Origin of the sequence: Streptomyces sp. NPDC058534, assembly GCF_042717365.1 — a bacterium.
In the GTDB taxonomy this organism is placed as follows: Bacteria; Actinomycetota; Actinomycetes; order Streptomycetales; family Streptomycetaceae; genus Streptomyces.
The window spans coordinates 23,858-37,719 of the sequence record NZ_JBHXNW010000001.1; the positions used below are offsets into that span (position 1 = coordinate 23,858).

Below are 13,862 nucleotides of genomic sequence, written 5' to 3' on the forward strand. Positions count from 1 at the left end.
CACCCTCAACCGAATGGGCTGCGCCCATGACTAACATTCCGGAGACCGGCCGCAGCACCCGCGTCCAGACCCGGCTCGTCGTCATCCAGATCCTCGTCCTCTCCCTCCTCGCCACCCTCGGCGGCCGGCTCTGGTACCTCCAGATCCGCCAGGGCGACGAGTACGCCGAGGAGGCGTCCGGAAACCACGTCCAGCAGGTCGTCCAGCCCGCCACCCGCGGCTCGATCCTGGACGCCCGCGGCGTGGCACTCGCCGACAACGAGACCCGGCTCGTGGTCTCCGCCTCCCGCACCGACCTGCTGAAGATGAAGGACGACGGCAAGGCCGTCCTCACCAAGCTCGCCGGCGTCCTCGGCATGAAGCCCCAGGACGTCATCGACAAGGTCCGGCTGTGCGACGCCGAGACCCCGCAGCCCTGCTGGAACGGCTCGCCCTACCAGCCGATCCCGGTCACCGACGAGGCCACCGTCAAGCAGGCCCTGCAGATCCGCGAGCGCGCCGAGGACTTCCCCGGCATCACCGCCGAGCCCATGGCCGTACGCCGCTACGCCGCCCCCGGCAAGTCCAACACCGCCCAGGTCCTCGGCTACCTCTCGCCGGTCACCGACGAGGAACTGCAGAAGGCCCAGGACACCGACTCGCCCTTCCTGCGCTCCGACCAGGTCGGCCGCTCCGGCCTGGAACGCCAGTACGACAAGGCGCTCCGCGGCAAGGCCGGCGTCACCCGCTACGAGGTCGACAACCTCGGCCGCGTCATCGGCGAGGCCGAGTCCGACCCGGGCACCCCCGGCTCCAACCTCGTCACCAGCATCGACGCCCGCGTCCAGCGGGTCGCCGAGTACGAGCTGAACGAGGCGATGAAGGTCGCCCGCAAGCAGATGGACCGCAACACCAACCGGCTCTACGAGGCCGACGCCGGCGCCGTCGTGGTGATGGAGGCCAAGACCGGCCGTGTCGTCGCCATGGCCTCCAACCCCGACTACGACCCGAACGCCTGGGTCGGCGGCATCTCCCCCAAGGACTACAAGAAGCTCACCGGCAAGGAATCCAACTACCCGCTGCTCAACCGCGCCACCCAGGGCCAGGCGGCCCCCGGCTCCATCTTCAAGGTGGTCTCCTCGGCCGCCGCCGTGAACGCCGGCTACGACTTCGACGGCAGGTACGACTGCTCCAGCGCCTACAACGTCGGCGGCCAGGTCTTCAAGAACTTCGAGTCCGCCAGCTACGGCCCGATCAGCCTCGGCCGCGCCCTGGAGCTGTCCTGCGACACCGTCTTCTACCGCCTGGCCCACCAGGAGTGGAAGAAGGACGGCGGCATGAAGCCCAAGGACCCCAACGACTTCTTCTACAAGGCCGCCCACCAGTTCGGCCTCGGCGAGGAAACCGGCATCGACCTCCCCAACGAGGTCACCGGCCGCGTCCCCGACCGCCAGTGGAAGCAGGACTACTGGGAGGCCAACAAGGACGCCTGGTGCAAGTCCGGCAAGAAGGACGGCTCCTACGTCGAGAAGATCGCGTACGAGAACTGCCTCGAAGGCAACAAGATGCGCGCCGGTGACTCCATCAACTACTCCATCGGCCAGGGCGACACCCTCGTCACCCCCATCCAGATGGCCACCATCTACGCGGCCATCTCCAACGGCGGCACCCTCTACGACCCGAGTATCGGCAAAGCGGTCGTCAGCCCCGACGGCAAGCAGGTCAGCGCGATCGAGCCCGAGGCGCACGGCAAGCTGCCGATAAGCAAGACCAACCTGGCCAAGATGGACGAGGCCCTCGCCGGCGTCGCCAGCCGCGGCACCGCCGCCTGGCGGTTCGCACAGGTCGGATGGCCGCAGGACAAGATCCCGATGCACGCCAAGACCGGTACCGCCGAGGTCTACGGCAAGCAGACCACGTCCTGGTTCGCGACGTACACCGAGGACTACTCGATCGTCATGACGATCTCCCAGGGTGGTACGGGCTCCGGCGCCTCCGGTCCCGCCGTCCGCAACATCTACGACGCCCTGTACGGCGTCTCGGACGACGGCGACATCGACAAGAAGAAGGCGCTGCTGCCCCAGCCGCAGGCGAAGCTCCCGACGGTCAAGGCCGACGGGACCATCCCCGCGCCGAAGATCCCCAAGGACGTCGTCAAGGACCTCCAGCCCGACGAGAAGGCCTCCCCCGAGGAGGAGTACGCCCCCGTCGACGGCCAGGAGCAGGGCGCCACCCCGCCCAACCAGAACACCGAGAACCGCGACACCAGGCGCCGCCGACGGCGCGGCGGCCCGGGCAGGCGCGGCACCGGCGGCGGACACGGAAGCCGGAGGGCCCGCGCATGACCGGCGCCAACAGCTTCCAGGTCTCCGGGTACGGCCCCGAGAAGGCCGGCTGGACCCGGCTCTTCGCCCGGGACTCCATGGCCCGGCGGCTCGACTGGCCGATACTGCTGGCCGCCGTCGCGCTGTCACTGCTGGGCTCGCTGCTCGTCTACTCCGCGACCCGCAACCGCACCGAACTCAACCAGGGCGACCCGTACTACTTCCTGACCCGTCACCTCCTGAACACGGGCATCGGGCTCGCCCTGATGGTCGGCATCGTCTGGCTCGGCCACCGCGCCCTGCGCACCGTCGTGCCGGTCCTGTACGGCGCCTCCGTCTTCCTGATCCTGCTGGTGCTCACCCCGCTCGGCTCGACCATCAACGGCGCCCACTCCTGGATCAAGCTCCCCGGCGGCTTCTCCCTCCAGCCCTCGGAGTTCGTGAAACTCACGATCATCCTCGGCATGGCGATGCTGCTGGCCGCACGCGTCGACGCGGGGGACCGGCAGCACCCGGACCACCGGACCGTGCTCCAGGCCCTGGGCCTGGCCACCGTGCCCATGCTGATCGTGATGCTCATGCCCGACCTCGGGTCGGTCATGGTCATGGTCATCATCGTGCTGGGCGTCCTGCTCGCCTCCGGGTCCAGCAACCGCTGGGTCTTCGGGCTGCTCGGCGCCGGCACGGCCGGGGCGCTCGCCGTGTGGCAGCTCGGCGTCCTCGACGACTACCAGATCGCCCGCTTCGCCGCCTTCGCCAACCCGGCCCTCGACCCCGCCGGCGTCGGTTACAACACCAACCAGGCGCGCATCGCGATCGGCTCCGGCGGACTGACCGGCTCCGGCCTCTTCGAGGGCTCGCAGACCACCGGCAGGTTCGTACCGGAACAGCAGACCGACTTCGTCTTCACGGTCGCCGGCGAGGAACTGGGCTTCCTCGGCGCCGGTCTCATCATCGCCCTGCTCGGCGTCATCCTCTGGCGCGCGTGCAAGATCGCCCGCGGCACCCCCGACCTGTACGGCACGGTCGTCGCCGCCGGGGTCGTCGCCTGGTTCGCCTTCCAGACCTTCGAGAACATCGGCATGACCCTCGGCATCATGCCGGTCACCGGTCTGCCGCTGCCCTTCGTCTCCTACGGCGGCTCTTCCATGTTCGCCGTGTGGATGGCGGTCGGGCTGCTCCAGTCGATCACGGTGCAGAGACCGATGTCCGCCTGAGCCCGGGCCCCTGGTCGGTACGGGGGACCGTCTTCGCCGGGTTAGGCTGGATGGTCCCCCTTGTCAGCACACGAAGGTTCCGTGAGATGCCTGCCGAAGCCGCCGAGTCTGTGAAGTCCGTGTTTCCGCAGCTCGAAGCTCTGCTCCCGCATGTGCAGAAGCCGATCCAGTATGTCGGCGGAGAGCTCAACTCCACGGTCAAGGACTGGGAATCCTGCGACGTCCGCTGGTCCCTGATGTACCCCGACGCCTACGAGGTCGGACTGCCCAACCAGGGCGTCATGATCCTCTACGAGGTACTCAACGAACAGCAGGGCGTCCTCGCCGAGCGCACCTACAGCGTCTGGCCGGACCTGGAGGCGCTGATGCGGGAGCACTCCGTCCCGCAGTTCACCGTCGACAGCCACCGCCCGGTCGGCGCCTTCGACGTCTTCGGCCTCTCCTTCTCCACGGAGCTGGGCTACACGAACATGCTCACGGCCCTGGACCTGGCGGGCATCCCGCTGGAGGCGGCGGACCGCGGCATCGACGACCCGATCGTCCTGGCCGGCGGACACGCGGCCTTCAACCCCGAGCCGATCGCCGACTTCATCGACTGCGCCGTCATCGGCGACGGTGAGCAGGCCGTCCTGGAGATCACCGCGATCATCCGCGCCTGGAAGGCCGAGGGCCGCCCGGGAGGCCGCGAGGAACTCCTCCTGCGCCTGGCGAAGACCGGCGGGGTCTACGTCCCCGGCTTCTACGACGTCGAGTACCTCCCCGACGGCCGCATCGCCCGCGTCGTACCGAACCGCTCGACCGTCCCGTGGCGCGTCTCCAAGCACACGGTGATGGACCTCGACGAGTGGCCCTACCCCAAGCAGCCCCTCGTCCCGCTCGCCGAGACGGTCCACGAGCGGATGTCCGTGGAGATCTTCCGCGGCTGCACCCGCGGCTGCCGCTTCTGCCAGGCCGGCATGATCACCCGCCCGGTGCGCGAGCGCTCCATCACCGGCATCGGCGAGATGGTCGACAAGGGCCTGAAGGCAACGGGCTTCGAGGAGGTCGGTCTCCTCTCCCTCTCCTCCGCGGACCACACCGAGATCGCCGACGTCGCCAAGGGCCTCGCGGACCGGTACACGGAGGACAAGATCGGCCTGTCCCTCCCCTCCACCCGCGTCGACGCCTTCAACATCGACCTGGCCAACGAGCTGACCCGCAACGGCCGCCGGTCCGGCCTGACCTTCGCCCCCGAGGGCGGCTCCGAGCGCATCCGCAAGGTCATCAACAAGATGGTCTCGGAAGAGGACCTGATCCGTACCGTCGCGACGGCCTATGGCAACGGCTGGCGCCAGGTGAAGCTGTACTTCATGTGCGGCCTGCCCACCGAGACCGACGACGACGTCCTCCAGATCGCCGACATGGCGACCAGGGTCATCGCCAAGGGCCGCGAGGTCTCCGGCGCGGGCGACATCCGCTGCACGGTCTCCATCGGCGGCTTCGTCCCCAAGCCGCACACCCCCTTCCAGTGGGCGCCGCAACTCTCCTCCGAGGAGACCGACGCCCGCCTGCAGAAGCTGCGCGACAAGATCCGCGGCGACAAGAAGTACGGCCGCTCCATCGGCTTCCGCTACCACGACGGCAAGCCCGGCATCGTCGAGGGCCTCCTCTCCCGCGGCGACCGCCGCCTCGGCGCCGTCATCCGCGCGGTCTACGACGACGGCGGCCGCTTCGACGGCTGGCGCGAGCACTTCTCGTACGACCGCTGGATGGCCTGCGCCGACAAGGCCCTGGCGCCCACCGACGTCGACGTCGACTGGTACACCACCCGCGAGCGCGGCTACGAGGAGGTCCTCCCCTGGGACCACCTCGACTCCGGCCTCGACAAGGAATGGCTCTGGGAGGACTGGCAGGACGCCCTCGACGAGACCGAGGTCGACGACTGCCGCTGGACACCGTGCTTCGACTGCGGGGTCTGCCCCCAGTTCGACACATGGCCACAAACGGGCCCGACGGGCAAGAAGCTGCTGCCTCTGACCGTCAAGAACGACGCTTCGACCAGCTGAAACGATGAGGAACCGGGGGAGGGCTGACGACATTGAGTCGTTGCGGTGCATCGCCGATTCTGTGGCGGATGTCACAGAACAGGAGATGGCCGCAACGCTCGGCGTACTCGGAGCCTTGAAGCTGCGGTGGCTGCCCGCTCAGGTGGCGACGAGAACACCGCTGCCGCCGCGCAAAGGGACGCAGGGCATCAGTTCTGAGGTGGAGTGGGTCTGAAGGTCTTCGGCCTCTTAGAGCTGCTCGACGCTCATGCCGCGGCAGGCGTGTCGGTTCTGCGGCGGCGCTTGCTGTACGCGAAGGTCAGCACGGCCAGGAGCGGTCCCCAAAGGATCAATGGTGTGTAGCAGATGTAGAACCAGGCGGCTTCCCAGCCGCCGGCCTCTCCGGGGAAGTCGTCAGGCAGGTCGTCGCCTCGGATCGTGGTGCCCTGGATCTCGTTGACGAGGGCCAGGATGGTGAACATGAGCGTGAGGACCGTGGCTCCGATGGCGGCCGGGATGATCGCGGCTTTCGTCGGGACCCGGCGGCCACGAAGGCCGGGGACCCAGCGCGGGAACACCTCACCCCAGCGGGCGATCAGCCCCACCGCGGTGAAGGCGAGAAGTTCGGAGACGATCGACAGGGAAGGGATATACATCCGCTCCCCGGGGCTGATCCCGTCGTCGAACGCCGCCGGGAGGCGCCACAGGCTCGATGGCAGGACCACGAGGGGCACCGCGTATGCGGTGAGTTGCAGGCGTCGGGACACACCGGCGACGGGTTCGTGGGCGGTGCGCCAGGCGGCGCGAAGCCGACCGGTCCGAGCCGCAACGGAGTCTTCGGCGTGTGCGAGGGGCGGCATGTATGGTCCTCGGTTTCGGCAGGCTGGCTGACCCGTTCGCTTATGACGATCGCAGTCACGAGGGGCGCGGCGGATCGCTCCGCAGATTGAACTCAGCTACGCCTCCGGGCTGATGGGGGTGCGACCGTAGATGGATGGCAGGTAGATCGACGCTGATGGCCGTGCCCTTGCGGCGAGTTGAGCGTTCGCCAGGGCATGGGATCGTCGCCGTGGGTCGTGTCGGACGGACTGTGGGCGAGGATTGAACCGTTGCTGCCCGGCAAGGAGCGGCGGTTTCGGTACCCGGGACGCAGGGCGTTGCCGGATCGGCAGGTGCTGTGCGGGATCCTGTTCGTGCTGTTCAACGACATCTCCTGGGAACGTCTGCCCAAAGAGCTGAGCTTCGGCTCCGGCATGACTTGCTGGCGCCGGTAGCGGGACTGGAACGACGCCGGAGTGTGGCAACAACTGCACGAAGCACTGCTTGCCGAGCTCAACGCCGCCGCGAAGCTGGACTGGTCACGGGCGGTGGTGGACAGCAGCCACGTGCGGGCCATAAAGGGCGATCCACACCGGCCCGTCGCCGGTCGACCGGGGCAGGGCCGGCTCGAAACACCACCTGATCACCGACGGCCACGGCACCCCGCTCGCGGTCATCCTCACCGGCGGCAATCGCAACGACGTCACCCAGCTCCTACCGCTGCTGGACGCAGTCCCGCCCGTCGGCCCGACCGGCAAGAAACTGCTGCCGCTGACGGTCAAGACGCCCGAGCCCAGCGGACACGCTCACTGATGCCCGAGTGGCTCCCTCGGCTCGCGGAAGGCCGTCCCACTTCCTGACGTGGCGATATTCGCTACGGAGGAGGCGGACATGCCATCGAATGAGCCGCCTGCGGAAGGATCTCCGGCGAGTGGCCCGCAGTGGGGGAGCCGGGCCGATGCTCCCCCTCCTGGGCCGCCGCCCGCACGACGGCGGAGCCGTGGCTGTCTGTGGGGATGCGCCGGCGCCTTGGCCGCGGTGGTTGTCATCGTCGTCATCGCGCTGGTGGCCGCGCTCGGGGACGGCGACGACGGCGACCGAGCGGATCTCGTCGCGGGGTACGTCTCGCGCGCCCTCGGGCGGTTCCTCGGCACCCTCTGGCGGTGGATCGTGGCCGAACCGGCCCGCTGGGCGTACCGGAGCGTGCTCACCCCGCTGGGGCACGCCGTGCGGGACACCGTCCTGCGGCCCCTCGCCGACGCCGGACGCGCCGCCGGGCGGGCCACCCGGCAGGCCCTCGCCGCCGCCCGGCTCACCGTGCGGCAGACCCGCGCCGACATACGCCGCGCGCTCTTCGGGGCGCCGGCCAAGCCGTGGCCGGTCGACCGCCGGGAACCATCCGTCGCCGAGGCACGTACTCTTGGTAGTAGTACGACCGCTCTCACGAAGGACTGAACGACACTGGGCAAGCGACAGCCCGAAGGCCCGCCGCCCGTACCCGCGGTGCAGCGCATCCGACTGCGCTACACCAAGCGCGGCCGCCTCCGGTTCACCAGCCACCGTGACTTCCAGCGTGCCTTCGAGCGCGCGCTGCGCCGCGCCGAGGTGCCCATGGCGTACTCGGCGGGGTTCACGCCCCACCCGAAGGTGTCGTACGCCAATGCCGCACCCACCGGCACGGGCAGTGAGGCGGAGTATCTGGAGATCGCGCTCACCACGGCGCGTGACCCGGAGCAGCTCAGGGTGGTTCTCGACGCGTCGCTGCCCGCCGGGCTCGACGTCGTCGACGCGGTCGAGGCCCGGACCTCCGGGCTCGCCGACCGGCTGACGGCATCGGTGTGGGAGCTGCGGCTGGACGGGGTGGAGCCCGCGGACGCCGAGCGCGCCGTGACGGCCTTCAACTCGGCCCCGGCCGTGGAGGTCCAGCGCCGGACCAAGAACGGCGTCCGTACCTTCGACGCCCGCTCCGCGGTCGCGAGCCTGGAGAGTGCCACCAGGCACGGTTCACCGGCTGATAGGCCGACCGACCAGCCCTGTGCGATACTGCGGCTGGTTGTTCGGCACGTGACGCCTGCCGTACGACCCGACGACGTCCTGTCCGGTCTTCGCGCCGTGGCCGACCTGGCGCCGCCGGTCCCCGCAGCGGTGACCAGGCTGGCGCAGGGGCTGTTCGATGAAGAGACCGGTGCGGTGACCGACCCGCTCGCGCCCGACCGCGAGGCAGAAGCGCCCGAGCCGCAACCGGCCGCCGCTTCCGCCGCCGCGAAGGCGCCCGCGTAGGGAAGGTTCCGCGTAGGGACGGACGTCGTAGCGTCGCCCTCGAACTCGGGAGCCACCTGGGTCGGGCAGCGCACCGACCACAAGACTTTCGCCAGGCCGTACCCGACAAGGGGTGCGGAACCGGTGAGACAAGACACGGAGAGCTTCCGAGCGGCGCCCGCGCCCCGGACGGCGGCGACCGCGCATCGCGCGAGCCGCGGACGTCACCGGCGGTCGATCAGATCGATGCCGGACCAGGCGCGGCGCCCGGGAGCCTGACGGGAGAAACCCCCGCATGCTCGAACCGACCGAACCCACCGAGTCGTCGACCACCTCGACCGACTCCGAGTCGAACACCCCGAGCGACACCCTGCCGCCGCGTCGTCGGCGCAGGGCCGCTTCCCGCCCCGCGGGTCCGCCGTCCGGCGGCTCCGACGCGCCGGCCGAGACGGTCGCGCCCGCCGCGGTGACCGCCGCGACCGACGAGGCGGAAGAGACCGAAGAGACCGAAGGGACGGAGACCGCACAGGCCGCCGCCCCGGCCCCCGAGGCCGCCCCCGCCCGGCCGCGGCGCCGTGCGGTCCGCCGCGCCTCCGCGCCCGCCGGACCCCTGACGTCGACGGAGGCGGCCGAGACCGTCGTCGCGGCGCCCTCCGGTGCCGAGGCGCCCGTCGCCGCGCCCGAGCCGGTCGCCGAGGCCGGCGAGGTCACCGAGGACCCCGCGCCGCGCCGCAGCCGCCGCCGTGCCACGCGCAGCGTCACCACGCCCCCCGAGCCTGCCGCCACCGAGGCCGCCACAGCCACCCCCGTCGCGGCCGCCGAGCCCGCCCCCGCTCCCGCCGCCGGGGCGGAGGCCGAGGACGCCGCGCCCAAGGGCCGCACCCGCCGTCGTGCCACGCGCCGCGTGACCGCCCCGGCCGAGGCGCCCGCCGAGGCCGCCGCCGAGGTGAGCGAACCCACCCCCGAGCCCGTCCGTGAGGCAGCCCCCGAGGCCGCCGCGCCCGCCGAGCCCGTCGAGGACGCCGCTCCGCGTCGGGCGCGCCGCCGGTCCACCCGTAAGGCCGCCACCGGTTTCGCCGCGCCGGCGCAGACCGCCGCCGCCTCCGACGACGCCGACGCGCCCAAGCGCCCGTCCCGGCCCGCCGTCGCCGTGTTCCAGGCGCCCGTGTTCGCCGAGCCGCAGTTCCAGACGCCCGAGCGGGCCGCCGCCGAAGCCGCCGCCGAGGCGGCCGGTGCCGAACCGGCGAAGCCCGCCAAGGCCACCGAGGCGGCAGAGGAGCAGCCCGAGGAGCAGTCCGCCGGGTCGCGTCGCCGTCGCCGCCGTAAGGGCGCCGCCGAGGAGGGCACCGAGGACCGGACCCCCGCCGCCGCCGCGCGGGACGAGCGGGAGGCCGACATCCGCGCCGAGGCCGACACCGAGGCCGACGCCGACGCCGACGCCGACGAGTCGGGCGAGGACCACGACGACGCCGACGGCTCCGAGGAGTCCGGCTCACGCCGCCGCCGGCGCCGGGGCGGCCGTCGTCGTCGCCGCGGCGACTCCGCCGACGGCGACCTGAACGACGGCGAGAGCGAGCAGACCGCCGCCGATCAGGCCGATCGGGCCGACCAGGACACCGCTGACACCGCCGAGCAGGCCGAGGAGGACGCCGAGGAGAGCGCGGAGTCCGCCGGTGACGGTGGCGGCTCCAGCAGCAGCCGGCGTCGTCGCCGCCGTCGCCGCCGGGCCGGGGACGGCTCCGGGGACGGCGACGCGTCCACCGACGACCCCGAGCGCACCGTCGTCAAGGTCCGCGAGCCCCGCCCGCCGCGGGAGAAGGGCGAGCCCTCCGACGAGGTGCAGTCCATCAAGGGCTCGACCCGCCTGGAGGCCAAGAAGCAGCGCCGCCGCGAGGGCCGCGAGCAGGGCCGCCGGCGCGTGCCGATCATCACCGAGGCCGAGTTCCTGGCCCGCCGCGAGGCCGTCGAGCGCGTCATGTGCGTGCGCCAGCACGGCGAGCGCACGCAGATCGGCGTCCTGGAGGACGGCGTGCTCGTCGAGCACTACGTCAACAAGGAGCAGGCCACCTCGTACGTCGGCAACGTCTACCTCGGCAAGGTGCAGAACGTGCTGCCGTCGATGGAGGCCGCCTTCATCGACATCGGCAAGGGCCGCAACGCCGTCCTGTACGCCGGTGAGGTCAACTTCGAGGCGCTGGGCATGGCGAACGGCCCGCGGCGTATCGAGTCCGCCCTCAAGTCCGGCCAGTCGGTCCTGGTGCAGGTCACCAAGGACCCGATCGGCCACAAGGGCGCCCGCCTGACCAGTCAGGTCTCGCTGCCCGGCCGCTACCTGGTCTACGTGCCCGAGGGCTCGATGACCGGCATCAGCCGCAAGCTGCCCGACACCGAGCGGTCCCGGCTGAAGACCATCCTCAAGAAGATCGTCCCCGAGGACGCGGGCGTCATCGTGCGCACCGCCGCCGAGGGCGCCAGCGAGGACGAGCTGCGCCGCGACGTCGAGCGGCTCCAGGCGCAGTGGGAGGACATCCAGAAGAAGGCCAAGAGCGGCAACGCGCCCACGCTGCTCTACGGCGAGCCGGACATGACCGTCCGGGTCGTGCGCGACATCTTCAACGAGGACTTCACCAAGGTCGTCGTCAGCGGTGACGACGCCTGGCAGACCATCCACGGCTACGTGTCCCACGTGGCGCCGGACCTCGCCGACCGGCTGTCCAAGTGGACCAGCGAGGTCGACGTCTTCGCGACGTACCGGATCGACGAGCAGCTCGCCAAGGCGCTGGACCGCAAGGTCTGGCTGCCCAGCGGCGGTTCGCTGGTGATCGACCGGACCGAGGCGATGATCGTCGTCGACGTCAACACCGGCAAGTTCACCGGCCAGGGCGGCAACCTGGAGGAGACGGTCACCAGGAACAACCTGGAGGCGGCCGAGGAGATCGTGCGCCAGCTCCGGCTGCGCGACCTCGGCGGCATCATCGTCATCGACTTCATCGACATGGTGCTGGAGTCCAACCGGGACCTGGTGCTGCGGCGCCTCCTTGAGTGCCTGGGCCGGGACCGTACGAAGCACCAGGTCGCCGAGGTGACCTCGCTGGGTCTGGTGCAGATGACCCGCAAGCGGGTCGGCCAGGGTCTCCTGGAGTCGTTCTCGGAGACCTGCGTCCACTGCAACGGCCGCGGTGTCATCGTCCACCTCGACCAGCCGACCGCCGCCGGTGGTGGCGGTGGCGGGAGCAAGCGCCGCAAGCGGGCGCGGGCCGGGGCCGACCAGCCGCACGAGCACGAGGCCGTGGCCGGTGTCGAGACCGGTCCGACGGCGGAGCAGGAGGCGGACACCGAGTCCGAGTCCGAGGTCGCCGCGGAGGTCGCCGAGCCGGTCGCCCTCCCGGCGCCCGACTTCGTCCCGGACGAGGAGCTGTACAGCAGCGCCGCCGAGGCCGAGGCCGCCGCCACGCGCGGTCGTGGCCGGCGTCGCGCGAGCCGTCGGGCGTCGGCCCCGGCGGGCGCGCCGAAGGCCGGGAAGGGCGAGGCCGCGCGCGCCGAGGCCCCGACCGCGCAGGACGTCACGGTGCAGGAGGAGGTCGAGCGTCCGGTGCGGCGCGAGTCCGCCGCCGAGGTGCTGGCCGAGCCCGCCGCCGTCGAGGACGCGGTCGCCGGCGGCCACCTCACGGCTCCCGCCGAGGCACCGGCACCCGCCGCCGAGGAGGCCGCGCCCAAGGGCCGTACCCGCCGTCGGGCCACCCGGAAGGTGTCCGCACCGGCCGGTTCGCCCGCGGGTGCGGAGGCCGCCGTGCTGACGGTGCCCGAGACCGCGCCGTCCGCACCGGCCCCGCAGGCCGAGCAGGCGCCTCAGGCACCCGCCGAGGCCGCCGCGGAGCCCGCCGCCGAGGAAGCCGTCCCGGCCCGTCCGCGCCGCCGGGCGGTGCGCAAGTCCACCGCGCCCACCGCGTCCGAGGAGGCGGCCGTCATGGTCGTCCCGTCGGCCGGGCCGGAGGAGGAGCCGGCCGAGCAGGCCGCACCGTCCGCCGAGGCCGCCGAGGCCGCCGAGGCCGCCGAGGAGGCCGCCCCGGCCAAGAAGGCGGCGGCCCGCAAGACGGCCAAGAAGGCGACGGCGAAGAAGGCGGCCACCAAGAAGACCGCGGCCAAGAAGACGACGACCGCGAAGAAGGCCACGGCCAAGAAGGCGGCCAAGACGACGACCGCCAAGAAGACCACGGCCAAGAAGACGGCGTCGAAGAAGACCGCGGCCGCCGCCCAGCAGGCACCGTCCTCGGTCACGGCCGCCACCGACGAGGGCTGATCCGGCACCCGTCGCAGAACCTGTGGCCCCGTCCGCCCGGCATCCGGGCGGGCGGGGCCATGGTACGTACGGGGCGCGGGGCCCGGTTTGACCCCTGTCGTGCGGCCCCGTAATCTTGACCGTCGGCGTGTCGAGTGACACGTCACATCCCCGTAAACCTCTTTCCTTTCGGGTGCGGGCCCTCGGCGGGCCCCGGTCGGAAGAGGCTGTCCGTGTGTCACCGGGTGGCTGGACTGCGGGGGTGCCGTTTCCGAGCGAGAGAGTGAGATCCGCGTGTACGCCATCGTGCGCAGCGGTGGTCGCCAGCACAAGGTTGCTGTCGGCGACATCGTTGAGGTTGACAAGATTTCCACCGGCAAGGTCGGCGACACGGTCGAGCTCTCGACCCTGCTCGTCGTCGACGGCGACGCTGTGACCAGCGACCCGTGGGTGCTGGCCGGCATCAAGGTCCAGGCCGAGATCGTGGACCACCACAAGGGCCAGAAGATCGACATTCTGCGCTACAAGAACAAGACCGGCTACCGCCGTCGTCAGGGCCACCGCCAGCAGTACACGGCGATCAAGGTCACTGAGATCCCCGCGGCTGCGAAGTAAGGGACTGAGGAGACATGGCACACAAGAAGGGCGCATCGTCCACCCGGAACGGTCGCGACTCGAATGCCCAGCGGCTCGGCGTGAAGCGCTTCGGCGGTCAGGCCGTCAACGCGGGTGAGATCCTGGTCCGTCAGCGTGGCACCCACTTCCACCCGGGCGCCGGCGTCGGCCGCGGTGGCGACGACACGCTGTTCGCGCTGCAGGCCGGTGCGGTGCAGTTCGGCACCCACCGTGGCCGCAAGGTCGTGAACATCGTCCCGGTCGCCTGACCGGACACTTTCGCGAGGCGGGCCTCACTTCCCCGAGGGGAAGCGGGTCCGCCTTTCGCGTGTTACCCAAGAGACAT

General features: G+C 71.3%; 8 protein-coding genes and 2 pseudogenes. 9 read left to right on the forward strand and 1 reads right to left on the reverse strand.

All coding sequences use genetic code 11. The features are described 5' to 3' along the window. Positions 1–26: 26 nt before the first annotated feature. The 3 genes from mrdA (at position 27) to ACFWR9_RS00130 (ending at position 5,565) form a co-directional block, all read left to right on the forward strand. Positions 27–2,324 (forward strand): penicillin-binding protein 2, encoded by a 2,298-nt coding sequence (gene mrdA, locus ACFWR9_RS00120; protein ID WP_383833036.1) that lies wholly within the window; start codon positions 27–29, stop codon positions 2,322–2,324. After that, positions 2,321–3,520, forward strand: coding sequence for a rod shape-determining protein RodA (gene rodA / locus ACFWR9_RS00125; protein ID WP_383833039.1), 1,200 nt, complete (start codon positions 2,321–2,323; stop codon positions 3,518–3,520). The genes mrdA and rodA overlap by 4 nt, the downstream gene beginning before the upstream one ends. A gap of 86 nt (positions 3,521–3,606) precedes the next feature. Beyond that, positions 3,607–5,565 (forward strand): TIGR03960 family B12-binding radical SAM protein, encoded by a 1,959-nt coding sequence (locus ACFWR9_RS00130; RefSeq protein WP_383833042.1) that lies wholly within the window; start codon positions 3,607–3,609, stop codon positions 5,563–5,565. Between the two features lie 245 nt (positions 5,566–5,810). Here the strand turns inward: ACFWR9_RS00130 and ACFWR9_RS00135 are convergent, their stop codons facing one another. Then, complete coding sequence (locus tag ACFWR9_RS00135; RefSeq protein ID WP_383833045.1) at positions 5,811–6,404, reverse strand: hypothetical protein; 594 nt, start codon at positions 6,402–6,404, stop codon at positions 5,811–5,813. Positions 6,405–6,599: 195 nt separating this feature from the next. Here ACFWR9_RS00135 and ACFWR9_RS00140 point away from each other — a divergent pair. From ACFWR9_RS00140 to rpmA, 6 genes and pseudogenes are all read left to right on the forward strand, one after another. Continuing rightward, positions 6,600–7,107 (forward strand): annotated as a pseudogene (locus ACFWR9_RS00140) (IS5 family transposase); the annotation flags it as partial. A 366-nt stretch (positions 7,108–7,473) separates the two neighbouring features. Then, positions 7,474–7,818, forward strand: a pseudogene (locus ACFWR9_RS00145) (hypothetical protein); the annotation flags it as partial. 48 nt (positions 7,819–7,866) lie between these two features. Then, positions 7,867–8,643 carry a TIGR03936 family radical SAM-associated protein gene (locus ACFWR9_RS00150; protein WP_383833048.1) on the forward strand — a complete coding sequence of 259 codons (777 nt, stop codon included), beginning with the start codon at positions 7,867–7,869 and terminating at the stop codon, positions 8,641–8,643. A 274-nt stretch (positions 8,644–8,917) separates the two neighbouring features. Further along, positions 8,918–12,922 carry a ribonuclease E/G gene (locus tag ACFWR9_RS00155; protein ID WP_383833051.1) on the forward strand — a complete coding sequence of 1,335 codons (4,005 nt, stop codon included), beginning with the start codon at positions 8,918–8,920 and terminating at the stop codon, positions 12,920–12,922. Positions 12,923–13,195: 273 nt separating this feature from the next. Further along, positions 13,196–13,516, forward strand: a complete 321-nt coding sequence (gene rplU / locus ACFWR9_RS00160) for a 50S ribosomal protein L21 (RefSeq protein ID WP_003976204.1) — start codon at positions 13,196–13,198, stop codon at positions 13,514–13,516. A 14-nt stretch (positions 13,517–13,530) separates the two neighbouring features. After that, the gene (gene rpmA, locus ACFWR9_RS00165) at positions 13,531–13,785 is read left to right on the forward strand and encodes a 50S ribosomal protein L27 (protein ID WP_003976205.1); all 255 of its coding nucleotides are present in this window, start codon (positions 13,531–13,533) and stop codon (positions 13,783–13,785) included. Positions 13,786–13,862 lie beyond the last annotated feature (77 nt).

What these genes read in the sequence shown, in the direction of transcription:
- rpmA (WP_003976205.1), top strand. Translation starts at nt 13,531, where the DNA reads ATGGCACACAAGAAGGGCGCATCGTCCACCCGGAACGGTCGCGACTCG.
- ACFWR9_RS00130 (WP_383833042.1), top strand. Translation starts at nt 3,607, where the DNA reads ATGCCTGCCGAAGCCGCCGAGTCTGTGAAGTCCGTGTTTCCGCAGCTC.
- mrdA (WP_383833036.1), top strand. Translation starts at nt 27, where the DNA reads ATGACTAACATTCCGGAGACCGGCCGCAGCACCCGCGTCCAGACCCGG.
- ACFWR9_RS00155 (WP_383833051.1), top strand. Translation starts at nt 8,918, where the DNA reads ATGCTCGAACCGACCGAACCCACCGAGTCGTCGACCACCTCGACCGAC.
- rodA (WP_383833039.1), top strand. Translation starts at nt 2,321, where the DNA reads ATGACCGGCGCCAACAGCTTCCAGGTCTCCGGGTACGGCCCCGAGAAG.
- ACFWR9_RS00135 (WP_383833045.1), bottom strand. Translation starts at nt 6,404, where the DNA reads ATGCCGCCCCTCGCACACGCCGAAGACTCCGTTGCGGCTCGGACCGGT.